The sequence below is a fragment of the Gluconobacter morbifer G707 genome, assembly GCF_000234355.1.
Taxonomy (GTDB): domain Bacteria; phylum Pseudomonadota; class Alphaproteobacteria; order Acetobacterales; family Acetobacteraceae; genus Gluconobacter; species Gluconobacter morbifer.
This window is the reverse complement of record NZ_AGQV01000006.1, coordinates 99,135-113,008: the sequence shown is the minus strand read 5'-3', so window position 1 is coordinate 113,008 and position 13,874 is coordinate 99,135. Positions and strand designations below refer to the sequence as shown.

Below are 13,874 nucleotides of genomic sequence, written 5' to 3'. Positions count from 1 at the left end.
TTTCAGAACCTGTCAGACCCTGTCCAGGCAAAGAAGCACCAGGAAGCCCCTCCCCATAATTCCGACCCGAACCAAAGCCGCTACCGACGGTTATCGATCCGTGAACTTTCCTGTCCGAAACCGTTCCATCATCCGGATTGTCCGCACTCCGGTCAGGAACCACCGGCCGCAGAAGAGCATCATGTGAATTCGCAACTGGCGGACCGGCCGGCCGCGAACACCCTGTCAAAGCAGACACGCCTGCCAGCAGGAAGACAACTACCCGCACATCAATCATTTTTTCAGAACACAAACCACTCGCGTGCCTCGCCTCGCATTGGATTCCAGCCTGACCCCGGGGAAAAACACCCTTTCCAGCTCTGCACAGCACAGATAACCGCCAGAGGGATCTACTTTAAAACCTGCGCCACTCGGCAATTCTCAAGACAATACGACGGAAAACCAACCGAAACAGTCAGAGCACTCCGCTCCGGATTTCAGCATGAAATACAGTTTTCAACCCGGATCACGAATCAGCAATTTCAAGAAAAAACAGACACCATGGTGGAGCTGAGGGGAATCGAACCCCTGACCTCCTCATTGCGAACGAGGCGCTCTCCCATCTGAGCTACAGCCCCATAGTGAGCCTGATAGTTCAACCCTTTTGCCTGCCCTGTCAAGGCATCTCGCCGCAGGAGTTGTCCTTCACAATGCAGGCAGGATACAAGCATGTAGGCCCGGCAGAGATGGGTCGTTCGTGACATCCAGCGAGGTTTCGAGAATGGTCGCCCTGCACTCCATCATCCTTATGTTGATCCAGGCCTTTGTCTGGGCGCTTCTGGCCTACTGTATCCTGTCCATGCTCCTCGGCTTCGGCGTCATCGACATCCGGAACCGGTTTTTCTATTCCATTTTCAACACACTGGCCCGCATTGTCGAACCGGTCATGAGCCCGATCCGCAACATCCTGCCCAATACAGGCGGCGTGGACTTCTCCCCCATGATCCTGCTGCTGCTGATCCAGTTCGTGGTCTATCCGGTCGTCAACCGGATCTTCATCACACTGATCGTTCACAACGGCGGCAATTTCTGACGCCCCGGCGCTAACGAACCGCCCGCCAGACGTCTTCCATCGCGTCGATCAGAACATCATGCCCGGCGCTCCATTGCCCTTCCCGCCCCGGCGGCTGCATCCAGACGCGCCAGTTCTGTCCGGCTTCACGCTCGATGCGGATAGCCCAGTCAGCGGGCAAACGCCCCATGAGCCGTTCAAACCGAACCTCAGGGGTCAAGGGTCTGGCATAATTATGCCCCATGTCGCGCTCCTCCAGTAAGACAGGTGTTTCCTCTGACAGGGCCGGACAACAGACTTCAGCCCGTCCCGCCTACCGTCAGACCCGCCAGCTTCAGCGTGGGCTGACCAACACCGACGGGAACACCCTGCCCGGCCTTTCCACAGGTCCCGATGCCTGGATCAAGAGCAACATCAGACCCGATCATGGAAATCTGGTTCATGGCATCGGCCCCGTTCCCAATCAGCGTGGCCCCCTTTACCGGACGCGTGACTTTCCCGTCTTCGATCAGATAAGCCTCCGATGCGGAAAAAACGAACTTGCCGGACGTGATATCAACCTGCCCGCCACCGAAATTGACCGCATAAAGCCCCCGCTTCGTGGAGCGGATCATCTCTTCCGTCGTGGCATCGCCTTCCAGCATCACGGTATTGGTCATACGCGGCATGGGCGCATGGGCATACGACTCCCGACGACCATTCCCCGTCGGCGCAACCCCCATCAGCCGGGCATTGAGCCGGTCCTGCAGATAGCCGGTCAGAATACCGTCTTCGATCAGAACGGTCCGTCCGGTCGGCGTCCCTTCATCATCAATACTCAGCGAACCCCGCCGCTCGGGAAGCGTCCCGTCATCAATAACCGTCACACCCGGCGCGGCAACGCGCTTGCCCACCATTCCACTGAAGGAGGATGTCCCCTTCCGGTTGAAGTCCCCTTCCAGCCCATGCCCCACGGCTTCATGCAGCAGAATGCCAGGCCACCCCGGTCCCAGAACCACATCCATTTCACCAGCCGGCGCAGGCCCCGCCTCCAGATTGACGAGCGCCTGACGCAGGGCCTCATCCACAGCCCCACGCCAGGTCTCGGGCGTCAGAAGCCGGTCAAGCGCAAACCGCCCGCCCTGTCCGCAGCTTCCGCTCTCCCGCCGGCCATCCTTTTCAACAATCACCGACACGTTCAGCCGCACAAGCGGGCGAAGATCCGCCATCCGTCCTCCGGCATCCGCCCGACGCATGATCTGAACCGCCTGCCATTCCGAACTTACACTGGCACTGACCTGCACCACACGCGTATCGAGGCCCCGGGCATAGGTGTCGATTTCCGTCAGAACAGCCGCACGGGCCGCAAAATCCGTCTTTTCCAGAGGGCGGGAATCCCCATAGAGACGCTGGTTCGTCGGGCGCGGGCCCGGCGCCATCGTAGCGCTCCGCCCCTGACGAACCGCCCCGACCGTGGTGACGGCACGGGCCAGCGCATCCTGGCTGATCTCATCGGCATGGGCGAAAGCGGTTTCCGTTCCCAGAACAGCCCGCAACCCGAACCCGGACGAGGTGCTGAAACTGGCAGAACGGATCGTCCCGTCATCAAGCGCTATGCCCTCATTCTCACGGTATTCGAGAAAAAGCTCCCCGTCATCGACACCTTCCAGCCCCCGCGCCACCAGCGCTTCGGCATCATCCCGGGTCAGCCACGTTTCAGGACGTTCAAAGAACAGGGCATCGGTTGTAGCCAGAGCCCCCAACGCATTTTCAGCAACAGACATGGATGGTCTCTCCAGACGGAAGGGCATTGAAATCAGTTCCCTGTAGGTAACGCATTTCCCCGCCATTACGAGGGGGCGCTCTCCTTCGACAACGCCTTTTCCAGCCGGTTCAGGGCTTCCTGCAACAGAGCCGGCTGCTTGCAGAACGCAAACCGGATCAGACTCCGCGGCGGCTCCGGCCCCTCCGGGTCATAAAAAGCCGAGACAGGAATAGTCGCAACACCGGCATGCTCCACCAGCCAGCGCGCAAATTCCACATCCGTCCGCCCCTGCGCATGCCGTGAAATATCAGCAACCACGAAATAACTGCCATCCGCAGGCAATGTCGCAAAACCCAGCCGATGAAGCCCGTCCCTCAGAAGATCCCGCTGCCGTTCCATCGCCCCGGAGAGAGCGACATAATAGGCATCATCCTTGTTCAGCCCGTACGCCACGGCCCGCTGAAGATTGGGCGCCGTGGCAAACACCAGGATCTGATGCGCTTTCGCCACCAGAGACGCCAGCGGCGCAGGCGCCGTGACATATCCAACTTTCCACCCCGTCAGGGAGAAGCTCTTGCCCGCACTCCCGATCCTCATGCACCGCTCCCGCATGCCGGGCAGCGTCATCAGGGGAATATGTTTCACGTGGAACGTCAGATGCTCATAAACCTCGTCACAGACCGCATAGACATCATGCTCACGCAGAAGCCCGGCAATCAGCTCCAGTTCCGCACGACTGAAGACCTTGCCCGCCGGGTTCATAGGCGAATTGAGAAGAAGCGCCTTGGTCTTCGGACCAAACGCCGCCCGCAGTTCCTCTTCCGGCAATGACCAGTGCGGCGGCTGAAGGCGCACGCAGCGCGCAGTCGCCCCGAGCAGCTTCAGGGCCGGCAGATAGGTGTCATAAAGCGGCTCGATCAGAACCACCTCATCCCCCGGCTCCACCACCGCCATAAGACACGCCGCCAGCGCTTCCGTCGCACCGGACGTCACCACCACTTCCGTCCCCGGATCAATCTCCAGGCCATAAAACCGTCTGTTCGATGCCGCCACGGCCTCCCGCAACTCCGGCAAGCCGGTCAGGGGCGCATACTGGTTGCGATGATCCTTCAGCGCCGCGGCCGCGACCTCGATAATATCCGCAGGCCCTTCCGTATCGGGAAATCCCTGCCCCAGATTGATGGCGTCATGTCTGGCCGCCAACTGGGACATGATCGTGAAAATCGTCGTTGGAAGACTGGAGAGGTAACTGTTTGGCGTTTTCATGATGTCGGGCTTTGTTTTTCCGGAAACAGGAAAATTACCATTGCAGCCAATATGCCTTCTGAAAAGAAAAAGAGCACGCCCCGCCCCATGTTCCACGATGACAGCCCGGGCTTCATCCCCCGGCACCAGACACGCGCCACAGGCCTTTTCCCGCCCCCGATACCGGTTTCCCGCCCCACCCGCAGACCCTGCTTTCGGGAATGAGCAATGAACCCGCGATATTTCACGACAGAAAAGACATTTTCGGCTGCCGTTTACCCTCTTTCCGGAAAGAAAATGATCTCCGTCGCAATACTCGACAGATGGCAAATTGTCGCCTAATCGTTTTGCGGCCGTTCACACGATGCAAGGCGACAGACTGATGGCAAAGAAAGCCCCTACCTCCACTTCTGCGAAACCGAAGGCCGCTTCGGCGCGCAGCTCCGCTGCAAAGCCCGTAGCCGCCACCGGCAAACCACCGGCACCAAACCCCGCGGCCGTGGCCCGCGTTTTCGAGATGATCCAGGAGCACGCGGCAGAATTCGTCGATCTGCGCTTCACCGATCCGAAGGGCAAGTGGCACCACACGACCCAGACCGTCTCCACGATCGAGGATGACACCTTCACCGAAGGCTTCATGTTCGATGGCTCCTCCATCCAGGGCTGGAAAGCCATCAACGAATCCGACATGATCCTGCTGCCGGACCCGGAAACGGCCGTCATGGACCCGTTCTCCGCCAAGCCGCAGCTGATCCTGTTCTGCGACATCGTGGACCCGAAGACGGGCGGCTTCTACAACCGCGACCCCCGCTCCACCGCGAAGCTGGCAGAAGCCTACCTGAAGGAAGCCGGCTTCGGTGACACGGCATTCTTCGGTCCGGAAGCCGAGTTCTTCATCTTCGACAACGTGCAGTTCGGTACAGGCCCGAACTTCGGCATGTACCAGCTCGACAGTATCGAAGGCCCCGGCGCTTCCCTGAAAGCCTACCCGGAAGGCAACATGGGCCACCGCCCCGTCGTCAAGGGTGGATACTTCCCCGTCCCACCCGTGGACAGCGAGAACGACCTGCGCGCCGAAATGCTCTCCACGATGGGCGAAATGGGCCTGCCGATCGAGAAGCACCATCACGAAGTCGCCCAGTCCCAGCACGAACTCGGCACGAAGTTCGCAACGCTGGTGAAATCCGCCGACTTCATGCAGATCTACAAGTACTGCGTGCACAACGTCGCCCATTCCTACGGCAAGACGGCAACATTCATGCCGAAGCCGATCTCGGGCGACAACGGCTCGGGCATGCACGTCCACCAGTCCATCTGGAAAGACGGCAAGCCGAATTTCGCAGGTGACAAGTATGCTGACCTGTCCGATGAAGCCCTGTACTACATCGGCGGCATCATCAAGCACGCGAAGGCCCTGAACGCCTTCACGAACCCGTCCACCAACTCCTACAAGCGCCTGATCCCGGGCTTTGAAGCTCCGGTGCTTCTGGCATACTCCGCAGCGAACCGTTCGGCATCCTGCCGTATCCCGTATGCGACCAGCCCGAAGGCCAAGCGCGTCGAAGTCCGCTTCCCGGACCCGACGGCAAACCCCTACCTCGCCTTCGCCGCCATGCTGATGGCCGGTCTGGACGGCATCCGCAACAAGATCCACCCGGGCGACGCCATGGACAAGGATCTGTACGAGCTGCCGAAGGAAGAGCTGGCCCAGATCCCGACGGTCTGCGGCTCGCTCCGTGAAGCCCTCGAAGCCCTCAAGGAAGATCACGCCTTCCTGCTCGAAGGCGGCGTCTTCACCAAGGACCAGATCGAAAGCTACATCGACATCAAGTGGCCGGAAGTCTACAAATTCGAACACACGCCCCACCCGGCAGAGTTCGAAATGTACTACTCCGTCTGATCCGGACGGTCAGTCAGTTCGAGCGGAAAAGCCCGGCCATCGCGCCGGGCTTTTCTGTTTCCGCCCTCCGACCAGATCCGCCCCCATGCACCCGCCCATTCTGCAAACCTTTTCCCATTCCCTGCTCCCCCTGCTGGACATTGCGGGAACGGTCGTCTTCGCCGTGTCCGGCGCCCTCGAGGCCGCCAGAAGACGCCAGACCATCCTGACATTCCTGTTTTTCGCCGCCATTACGGGCGTAGGTGGCGGGACCGTCCGGGATCTCCTGATCGGTGCGCCGGTTTTCTGGATGCACGTCTCCGCCCCGATCGCGGCCTGCCTGCTGTCAGCGCTCGTCGTGTGGTTTACACCTGGCCGCCTCTGGTCAGAGCGCGCCGTGGACTGGTTCGACGGCATCGGCATCGCCGCCTACGGTGTCTTCGGATCCGCCAAGGCCCTCGCCTACGGCATCCCGATCCTGCCGGCTGCCATCATGGGCATCGTCAGCGCCTGCATGGGCGGCATCTTCCGCGACATGCTGGCCCGCGCCCCCTCCATCATCATCCGGCCGGAACTCTACGTCACGGCCGTAGCGCTGTCCTCAAGCCTGTATGTCACCCTGACCGCCCTAGGCTGCCCCCTCTTTCCAGCCGCAGCCTTCGCGTTCGTAGCAGGCTTTCTCGTCCGCGCCGGCGCCATCCGCAAAGGCTGGGGCCTCCCCACCTATCGCAAGTAACCCCTACTTCAGGCCTTCTTCACGAATTGCGATTTCAGGTTCATCGCCCCGATCCCGGCGATCTTGCAGGCAATATCATGGCCATCGCCACCATCCACCAGCCGGATACCCTTGACCTTCGTCCCACCTTTTACAACCAGGGACGATCCCTTGACCTTCAGATCCTTGATGACCGTCACACTGTCCCCATCGGCCAGCACGGTTCCGTTGGCATCACGGATGACCGCACCCTCCGCCGCCGGATCATCAGCCGCAGCCGCTTCCGGATTCCATTCATGTCCACAATCCGGACATACCCACAGACTGCCATCAGGATAGACATGCTCCGACGCACAGACCGGACATTTCAGTTCATCGCTCACAGGCACCTCACATTTATGTGACATCCACTTTACGACATTCCCCCTTCCACGTCCCCTCCCCATAAAAAAAGCCCGCAGAACGCGGGCTTTTTTCAAAAACAGTCTCGCTCAGACCAGGTCAGACCACGTCAAACCCGACCTCCTCAACCGTCTCCTGAAGCTGCGTCGGCGAAACTCGCATGTCATCGTACTGGATGACGGCCTGCGGCGGTTCCAGCGTTACCTCCGCATCCTCAACACCCTCTACGCCTTCAAGGGCTTTCTGAAGCCTGCTGGAACAGCCTGTACAGGACATGCCCTGTATCCTGAATGTCGTGGATGCCATCAGTTTGTCCTCCCCTTGGCCAGACAGCCCATACCGTCAGACCAGATTACGTTTTCCCCGCATTCATGCACCAGCGGAAAACACCGGAACCTCGCACCCCGCAGTCCTTCAGACTGCGTCCGTAATATCATCCAGCGGGCGCACCCGAAGTACATCGACCTTCGCACCCAGCTTTTCAAGAAGACGCGCCAGCGCCCTGAAATGCGGCGTCTGGAGATGTTCCTCAAACCCTTCGCGGGAGGCCCATTCCTCCTGCGCGGTAAACCGGCCCTCTTTTTCCAGATCCCGGCTGACCACATACCGCTTGCACGCTTCTTCCTGCCGCGAAGCAACCGTGCAGCGCACAAATTCCTGCTCAACGGTCGCAGCATGTTCAGCGGAAACACTCACAACGGCAACGATGGATGTCAGATGACTCAAAAGATTTTCTTTCCTGGCAAGATCCATCGCTTTCACGATGAAACAGTCTGCTTTTCAGCCTCATATGGCTTTTTCCTGCCCATCATGACAGCCTTGTGTTTCACGTGAAACGGTTCCGAAAGGTATTTCCCTCATGAGTCTGGCTTCCGTTACCGCTGACCTCGCCGCCCGGGCGCCCGATCTTCCCCCCATCATCACGGATTCCCCGACATCCACCGTCGAATCCGCGGCCGCCGTGCTGGGTGTGGAACCGGACCAGATTGCAAAGACACTGGGCGTGAAAATTGGCTCAGGTTCAAATGCCCGCACGGTCCTGATCGTGGTCGCCGGCACGCGCCGTCTGGATAACCGCCTGACAAAAGATACTTTCGGCGGTCGCCCGCGATTTCTGAGCGGAGAAGACGTCCTGGCCCTCACAAGCCACCCGCCGGGCGGCGTCTGTCCTTTCGGACTGGCCACCCCCCTGCCGGTTTACTGCGACGAATCCCTCAGGGCGTTCCGTGAAGTCTATCCCGCCGCAGGCGCCATCAACGCCTCCGTCCGCCTCTCCCCAGAGCGACTGGCGGACCTGACCGGAAACCAGTGGGTTAACGTCACAGTCCCGTCCTGATCCTCAAAAAAAGGCAGTGCCCCCTACAGGAACACTGCCTCCTCCGCCGGATCCGCCAGATCAGTCTTCCGCGTAAGATGACATGTCCGGACAGGAGCAGATCAGATTCCGATCCCCCCAGGCATTGTCCAACCGTCCAACCGGCGACCAGTATTTGGATGTGTTCACACCCCCCGGGAAACATCCGGCTTCACGGCTGTAACGCCGCTCCCAATCCCCCACCAGATCGGCGGTCGTATGCGGCGCGAAACGCAGGGGGCTGTCTTCCATGCCAATGTCCCCACCCTCGACCGCCGCGATTTCCTGGCGGATCGCGATCATCGCCTCGCAGAAGCGGTCCAGCTCGCCCTTCCCTTCGGATTCCGTCGGCTCGATCATGAACGTCCCGGCAACGGGAAAGCTGACGGTCGGCGCATGGAAACCATGATCGATCAGCCGCTTGGCAATATCATCCACCGTTACGCCAACGGCATCCTTCAGCGGCCTGAGATCCACGATGCATTCATGCGCCGTAAACCCGTTCGCCCCCCGGTAGAGAACCGGGTAATGCCCCTCCAGACGCGCCGCAATGTAATTGGCGTTCAGGATGGCCAGTTCCGTCGCACGACGCAGACCTGCATCGCCCATCATCATGATATAGGCCGCGGAAATGGGAAGAATGGACGCGGACCCATAAGGCGCGGCGGAAACCGCCACACCATTCCTGCCTGGCAGATAGGGACGGAGATGCTCGCGCACCCCGATCGGCCCCATGCCCGGACCACCACCGCCATGCGGAATGCAGAACGTCTTGTGCAGATTGAAATGCGAGACATCCGCCCCATAAAGCCCGGGCCGCGCCAGCCCGACCTGCGCATTCAGGTTGGCCCCATCCAGATAGACCTGCCCTCCGGCCGCATGCACAAGATCACAGATCTCCACGATCCGCTCCTCGAACACGCCATGCGTGGACGGATAGGTGATCATGATGGCAGCGATCTGCCCATCATGCCGCGCAATCTTCGTCTTCAGATCCTCGACATCGACATTCCCGTTCTCATCGCAGGCCACGACAGCAACCCGCATCCCCGCCATCTGGGCGGAAGCCGGGTTCGTCCCATGCGCGGATGCCGGAATCAGACAGACATCCCGCTCCCCGTCTCCCCGCGCACGATGATAGCCCCGGATAGCCAGAAGACCGGCATATTCACCCTGCGCACCGGAATTCGGCTGAAGCGAAACCGCATCATAGCCCGAAATGGCACAGAGCGTACGCTCCAGATAGGCGAACAGTTCGGCATAGCCCTGCTGCTGGTCTGCCGGTGCAAAAGGATGCATCCGCGCAAATTCCGGCCAGGTGATCGGAATCATCTCCGCCGTGGCGTTCAGCTTCATCGTGCATGACCCCAGGGGAATCATCGTGCGATCCAGCGCCAGATCCTTGTCGGACAGGGCCCGCATGTACCGCAGCAGATCCGTCTCGGACCGATGGGCATGAAACACCGGATGGGTCAGCAGATCAGCAGAGCGCCGCAGCCCGGCAGGCAACCGCTCCGTAACAGCGAGGTCCCGCTCCAGGACACTCACACGCCCATCCTCCGGGCAGAACGCCTTCCAGACTGCAATGATCGTATCCGGCGCCGTCGTCTCGTCGCAGGAAATGCCGATCCGCCCCTGCCCGGCATCCCGCAGGTTAATGCCTGCCGCCAGCGCCCGCTCCATGACGGACGCAGCATCCACGCCGGCATTGACCGTGATCGTGTCGAAGAACGCATCCGTCTCCACGGACAGCCCAAGAGCCTTCAGCCCTTCAGCCAGAATGCTCGCCATCCCATGGACCCGCTCCGCAATGGCCCTGAGCCCCTCCGGTCCATGATAAACCGCATACATGGACGCGATGACAGCCAGCAGCACCTGAGCCGTACAGATGTTGGACGTCGCCTTTTCGCGGCGGATATGCTGCTCACGGGTCTGGAGCGCCAGACGATAGGCCGGATGGCCCGCACTGTCGCGCGATACACCGACCAGACGACCCGGCATGTTGCGCTTGTAGGCATCACGCGTCGCCATGAACCCGGCATGCGGGCCACCACCGCCCATCGGCACCCCGAACCGCTGCATCGAGCCAATGGCAATGTCCGCTCCCAGCGCCCCCGGACTTTCCAGAAGCACCATTGCAAGGGGATCGCACGTCACGGCCGCAATCGCCCCATGATCATGCAGCGCCGTGATGATCCGGCGTGGATCACGAACCGCACCCGAAGACCCCGGATAGGACAGCAGCGCCCCGAAAACGGAAGACGCATCCAGATCCGTCTCCGGGTCGCCGACAACGATCTCCCAGCCCAGCGGCTCGGCCCGGGTCCGCACCACGTCGATGGTCTGCGGATGTGTATCAGCATCCACGAAAAACCGGTTGGACTTCGCCTTGCCCACCCGTTTTGCCAGCGCCATGGCTTCTGCGCAGGCCGTGCCTTCATCCAGAAGGGACGCGTTGGCAATGTCGAGCCCGGTTAGATCCGCCACCAGCGTCTGGAAATTCAGCAGCGCCTCCAGTCGGCCCTGACTGATTTCCGGCTGATACGGCGTATAGGCCGTGTACCAGGCCGGATTTTCTAGGATATTGCGCTGAATGACCGGCGGCAGGATCGTATCGTAATATCCCTGCCCGATCATCGAGGTCAGAACCCTGTTGCGCGATGCGATCCCGCGCAGCCGGGTCAACGCCTCCTGCTCCGTCAGCGCCGGACCGATCCCGTGATCGCCACGGTCAAGAATGGCGTCAGGAATGGTCCGGTCGATCAGATCCTCCAGACTGGAGGCTCTAACAGTACGGAGCATCTCATGAATATCCGCAGGGCGGGGGCCAATATGGCGGGAGCTGAAAGCTTCGGTCTGTTCAGGCCACAGGATGGTCACGGCGGTCATTTCTCTGGCAGGTTTGTCAGGACGGGAATCAGGGCACGAAAAGAAAAAACGGGCTTCCCTGCTGGAAAGCCCGTCCGAGCCTCAGAGGCTCTTGTACTGCTCGGCCGTCAGCAGGCTCTTCAGGTCATCCGGGCTGGAAATCTTCAGCTTGAAAATCCATCCCTTCCCTTCCGGATCCTTGCCCACCAGCGTCGGATCATCGGACAACGCCGTATTGAAACCGGCAATCGTTCCGGCCACCGGCGCATAGATGTCGGATGCTGCCTTCACGGATTCCACAACAGCAGCGGCATCACCGGCAGCAACTTCGGTGCCCTCGTCCTTGGCTTCAACAAAGACCAGTTCACCCAGTTCCTCGGAAGCATGGGCTGTAATGCCGACAGTAGCCTCGTCACCACCATCGAGGCGGATCCATTCGTGGGATTTGGTATAATAAGTCGTCATGACTAGGTTTTTCCTTGGATGATCTTCTGGAACGGACAGTTTACCGCTTGAAACCGGGGGCCACGAAAGGCATCGCCCGGATGTGAACCGGCACGAACTTTCCACGCAGTTCCGCAAAGAGCGGGGTACCAGTCGCGGCATGATCCGCCGCGACATACCCCATGGCCACCGGAGCCTTCACACTCGGGCCGAAAGCCCCTGACGTCACGACACCGACTTCCGTCTTCCCGTCAGCATCGGCATACAGCTTCGCTCCGGCCCGCACCGGAGCGCGGCCTTCAGCCATCAGACCGACACGCTTGCGGCCTACGCCCTCGCGCGCCTGACGCAAGACAACATCTGCTCCGGGGTATCCTCCTTCCCGCGTACCGCCTTCGCGGCGCACTTTCTGGATGGCCCACCCCAGCGAAGCCTCGATCGGGGTCGTCGTCGTGTCGATGTCATTCCCGTAAAGGCACAGGCCCCCTTCAAGACGCAGCGAATCCCGTGCGCCAAGACCGATCGGCAGAACATCAGACTGCGCCAGAATCGCACGGGCGACCTTTTCCGTTCCTGACGCCGGCAGGCCGATCTCGTAACCGTCCTCGCCTGTATATCCCGACCGCGACAGCGTGACCGGCACACCGGCAATATCGGTCTCGATCATGTCCATGAACCGCATCTCCGCAGCGGCAGGGCACAGCGGCGCCAGAGCCGCCTGGGCGCCAGGCCCCTGAAGAGCCAGCAACCCCCGGTCAAACTGGCGCGTCACGATACAGCTGCCCTGAAGGGCTGCCTCGATCCGGTCCGCGTCCTGCTCCTTACAGGCCGCATTGACGATCACCAGAAGATCCCTGCCCATATTCGCGATCATCAGATCGTCCAGAATGCCGCCCTGGTCGTTGGTCAGCATACCATAGCGCTGCCGCCCGGCTTTCAGCCCGACGATATCAACCGGAACCAGTGTTTCCAGGGCCAGTGCTGCATCTCTCACGTCGCCACTTTTCGCCGCAATGCGGATCTGCCCCATATGGGAGACATCGAACAGACCGGTCTTCGCGCGCGTATGCAGATGCTCGGCCATCAGCCCGGCCGGGTACTGCAACGGCATCTCATACCCGGCGAACGGCACCATTTTCGCACCAAGCTTGAGATGAAGATCGTAAAGAGGCGTGCGCTGAAGAGCATCGGTCATGCGGCAGATCCCAGCCCGTAAAAGACATGAAATGGCAGACGTCTCCGAACCCTTTGCCGGAAAGCGCCGCCCCTTCTGTCCTTTCGCCTGAGATCGCTATCCCGTCGGCGGGTGCCGAATGCACCACTCTCCAGAATATCCAGTCCGACTCGGTCCTTTGGCCTGAGAGTTTCCGGGGCGGTTGCTCCTTCGGCGCTGGCTGTACGCCAGTCTCTCCCGTGTCGAACGAAGTTGATCCTGCCAGTTTTCGAATTTGTCCGCAATCATTACGATCAGTCGCGCGTTATGATTTTCCATCCCCATCCAGAGGAGACATTTATGAGCGGAATTCTGACCGTCCTCGCCGAATTTGAAACAACACCCCAGACCCATGACAGCTTTCTGCAAGCCTGCCAGGAAGACAGTGAACGCTCCGTCGCCGATGAACCCGGCTGTCAGGGTTTCACCGTCCTGACCCCGCAGGACCAGGCCGATACCGTCATTCTTTACGAAGTCTATGATGACCGTCCGGCGTTCGAGGTCCATCTCAAGACGCCTCATTTTGAAAAGTTCGCCCGTACCGTCAAGGAACTGGGAATCCGGGAACGCTCCGTCCGCTTCCTGAGCCGCCGCTCCTCATGAGAGCCGTTTTCCTGACAGCCGCCGCAGCCCTTCTTCTGTCTGGCTGCGCCCGGACAACGCCCCGGAACCATCAGCCCCACATGATCGGGATGCCCAATCCCGCAAGTGTCTTCTGCAGGCAGCAGGGGGGCACGGACGAAATCGTCAACACCTCTCACGGGCAGTACGGCATCTGCCATCTGCCCGAAGGCCAGCTCTGCGAGGAATGGACGCTTTACCGCGATCATCGCTGCGCCCTGCCAAAACGCTGATACGACACGACATTCCGTTCCACCGCTATTCCCGGCAAAGACCGCGAAAACGGAACGGAATGTCACAAATCTTTCCGGGAATAAGACCTCGAAGAAGAAAAGTAG

Annotated in this window: 15 protein-coding genes, 1 tRNA gene and 2 riboswitches; of the genes, 6 read left to right on the top strand and 10 right to left on the bottom strand. The window is 60.3% G+C overall.

Annotated elements, in window-relative coordinates; all coding sequences use genetic code 11:
* Positions 1–541 precede the first annotated feature (541 nt).
* Positions 542–617: transfer RNA gene (locus GMO_RS09390), tRNA-Ala, on the bottom strand.
* A gap of 119 nt (positions 618–736) precedes the next feature.
* Between GMO_RS09390 and GMO_RS09385 the strand changes: the two genes are divergently transcribed.
* Complete coding sequence (locus GMO_RS09385; protein WP_245528471.1) at positions 737–1,072, top strand: YggT family protein; 336 nt, start codon at positions 737–739, stop codon at positions 1,070–1,072.
* Between the two features lie 10 nt (positions 1,073–1,082).
* Here the strand turns inward: GMO_RS09385 and GMO_RS09380 are convergent, their stop codons facing one another.
* The 3 genes from GMO_RS09380 to GMO_RS09370 all read right to left on the bottom strand — a co-directional run bounded on the left by GMO_RS09380 (position 1,083) and on the right by GMO_RS09370 (position 4,061).
* Positions 1,083–1,295: a hypothetical protein gene (locus tag GMO_RS09380; RefSeq protein ID WP_040508947.1), complete on the bottom strand. Its 213-nt coding sequence runs from the start codon at positions 1,293–1,295 to the stop codon at positions 1,083–1,085.
* 55 nt (positions 1,296–1,350) lie between these two features.
* On the bottom strand, positions 1,351–2,814 hold the full coding sequence (gene tldD, locus GMO_RS09375) for a metalloprotease TldD (protein ID WP_040509031.1): 1,464 nt from the start codon (positions 2,812–2,814) through the stop codon (positions 1,351–1,353).
* A gap of 65 nt (positions 2,815–2,879) precedes the next feature.
* On the bottom strand, positions 2,880–4,061 hold the full coding sequence (locus GMO_RS09370) for an aminotransferase (protein WP_040509027.1): 1,182 nt from the start codon (positions 4,059–4,061) through the stop codon (positions 2,880–2,882).
* A gap of 496 nt (positions 4,062–4,557) precedes the next feature.
* Between GMO_RS09370 and glnA the strand changes: the two genes are divergently transcribed.
* Both glnA and GMO_RS09360 read left to right on the top strand, forming a co-directional pair.
* Positions 4,558–5,940: a type I glutamate--ammonia ligase gene (glnA, locus tag GMO_RS09365; protein WP_008852143.1), complete on the top strand. Its 1,383-nt coding sequence runs from the start codon at positions 4,558–4,560 to the stop codon at positions 5,938–5,940.
* An 85-nt stretch (positions 5,941–6,025) separates the two neighbouring features.
* Complete coding sequence (locus tag GMO_RS09360; RefSeq protein ID WP_008852141.1) at positions 6,026–6,655, top strand: trimeric intracellular cation channel family protein; 630 nt, start codon at positions 6,026–6,028, stop codon at positions 6,653–6,655.
* Positions 6,656–6,663: 8 nt separating this feature from the next.
* Here the strand turns inward: GMO_RS09360 and GMO_RS09355 are convergent, their stop codons facing one another.
* The 3 genes from GMO_RS09355 to GMO_RS09345 form a co-directional block, all read right to left on the bottom strand.
* The gene (locus GMO_RS09355) at positions 6,664–7,017 is read right to left on the bottom strand and encodes a zinc ribbon domain-containing protein YjdM (RefSeq protein ID WP_008852140.1); all 354 of its coding nucleotides are present in this window, start codon (positions 7,015–7,017) and stop codon (positions 6,664–6,666) included.
* A 118-nt stretch (positions 7,018–7,135) separates the two neighbouring features.
* Positions 7,136–7,342 (bottom strand): heavy-metal-associated domain-containing protein, encoded by a 207-nt coding sequence (locus GMO_RS09350; RefSeq protein ID WP_008852139.1) that lies wholly within the window; start codon positions 7,340–7,342, stop codon positions 7,136–7,138.
* 108 nt (positions 7,343–7,450) lie between these two features.
* Entirely contained in the window at positions 7,451–7,762 is a 312-nt protein-coding gene (locus GMO_RS09345) for a putative quinol monooxygenase (protein ID WP_245528470.1), read from the bottom strand.
* Positions 7,763–7,895: 133 nt separating this feature from the next.
* Here GMO_RS09345 and GMO_RS09340 point away from each other — a divergent pair, with 133 nt between their 5' ends.
* Positions 7,896–8,372: a YbaK/EbsC family protein gene (locus GMO_RS09340; protein WP_008852136.1), complete on the top strand. Its 477-nt coding sequence runs from the start codon at positions 7,896–7,898 to the stop codon at positions 8,370–8,372.
* A gap of 60 nt (positions 8,373–8,432) precedes the next feature.
* Here the strand turns inward: GMO_RS09340 and gcvP are convergent, their stop codons facing one another.
* From gcvP to gcvT, 3 genes are all read right to left on the bottom strand, one after another.
* The gene (gcvP, locus tag GMO_RS09335) at positions 8,433–11,279 is read right to left on the bottom strand and encodes an aminomethyl-transferring glycine dehydrogenase (RefSeq protein ID WP_008852135.1); all 2,847 of its coding nucleotides are present in this window, start codon (positions 11,277–11,279) and stop codon (positions 8,433–8,435) included.
* Positions 11,280–11,360: 81 nt separating this feature from the next.
* Positions 11,361–11,723: a glycine cleavage system protein GcvH gene (gene gcvH / locus GMO_RS09330; protein ID WP_008852134.1), complete on the bottom strand. Its 363-nt coding sequence runs from the start codon at positions 11,721–11,723 to the stop codon at positions 11,361–11,363.
* A gap of 40 nt (positions 11,724–11,763) precedes the next feature.
* A complete protein-coding gene (gcvT, locus tag GMO_RS09325; RefSeq protein WP_008852133.1) occupies positions 11,764–12,897 on the bottom strand; it encodes a glycine cleavage system aminomethyltransferase GcvT in 1,134 nt (377 codons plus the stop codon).
* A gap of 73 nt (positions 12,898–12,970) precedes the next feature.
* A riboswitch (glycine riboswitch) is annotated at positions 12,971–13,033 on the bottom strand.
* Positions 13,034–13,037: 4 nt separating this feature from the next.
* Positions 13,038–13,126, bottom strand: a riboswitch (glycine riboswitch).
* A gap of 89 nt (positions 13,127–13,215) precedes the next feature.
* On the opposite strand from gcvT, the gene GMO_RS09320 reads away from it, so the two are divergent.
* Both GMO_RS09320 and GMO_RS09315 read left to right on the top strand, forming a co-directional pair.
* Positions 13,216–13,518, top strand: coding sequence for a putative quinol monooxygenase (locus GMO_RS09320; RefSeq protein ID WP_040509024.1), 303 nt, complete (start codon positions 13,216–13,218; stop codon positions 13,516–13,518).
* A complete protein-coding gene (locus GMO_RS09315; protein WP_008852131.1) occupies positions 13,515–13,769 on the top strand; it encodes a putative hemolysin in 255 nt (84 codons plus the stop codon). The genes GMO_RS09320 and GMO_RS09315 overlap by 4 nt, the downstream gene beginning before the upstream one ends.
* The last annotated feature ends 105 nt before the right edge of the window (positions 13,770–13,874 follow it).

Bases quoted from the DNA above. Each gene is read 5' to 3' on its own strand.
- GMO_RS09380 (WP_040508947.1), bottom strand. From the start codon at position 1,295: ATGGGGCATAATTATGCCAGACCCTTGACCCCTGAGGTTCGGTTTGAA.
- tldD (WP_040509031.1), bottom strand. From the start codon at position 2,814: ATGTCTGTTGCTGAAAATGCGTTGGGGGCTCTGGCTACAACCGATGCC.
- GMO_RS09370 (WP_040509027.1), bottom strand. From the start codon at position 4,061: ATGAAAACGCCAAACAGTTACCTCTCCAGTCTTCCAACGACGATTTTC.
- glnA (WP_008852143.1), top strand. From the start codon at position 4,558: ATGATCCAGGAGCACGCGGCAGAATTCGTCGATCTGCGCTTCACCGAT.
- GMO_RS09360 (WP_008852141.1), top strand. From the start codon at position 6,026: ATGCACCCGCCCATTCTGCAAACCTTTTCCCATTCCCTGCTCCCCCTG.
- GMO_RS09350 (WP_008852139.1), bottom strand. From the start codon at position 7,342: ATGGCATCCACGACATTCAGGATACAGGGCATGTCCTGTACAGGCTGT.
- GMO_RS09340 (WP_008852136.1), top strand. From the start codon at position 7,896: ATGAGTCTGGCTTCCGTTACCGCTGACCTCGCCGCCCGGGCGCCCGAT.
- gcvP (WP_008852135.1), bottom strand. From the start codon at position 11,279: ATGACCGCCGTGACCATCCTGTGGCCTGAACAGACCGAAGCTTTCAGC.
- gcvH (WP_008852134.1), bottom strand. From the start codon at position 11,723: ATGACGACTTATTATACCAAATCCCACGAATGGATCCGCCTCGATGGT.
- gcvT (WP_008852133.1), bottom strand. From the start codon at position 12,897: ATGACCGATGCTCTTCAGCGCACGCCTCTTTACGATCTTCATCTCAAG.
- GMO_RS09320 (WP_040509024.1), top strand. From the start codon at position 13,216: ATGAGCGGAATTCTGACCGTCCTCGCCGAATTTGAAACAACACCCCAG.
- GMO_RS09315 (WP_008852131.1), top strand. From the start codon at position 13,515: ATGAGAGCCGTTTTCCTGACAGCCGCCGCAGCCCTTCTTCTGTCTGGC.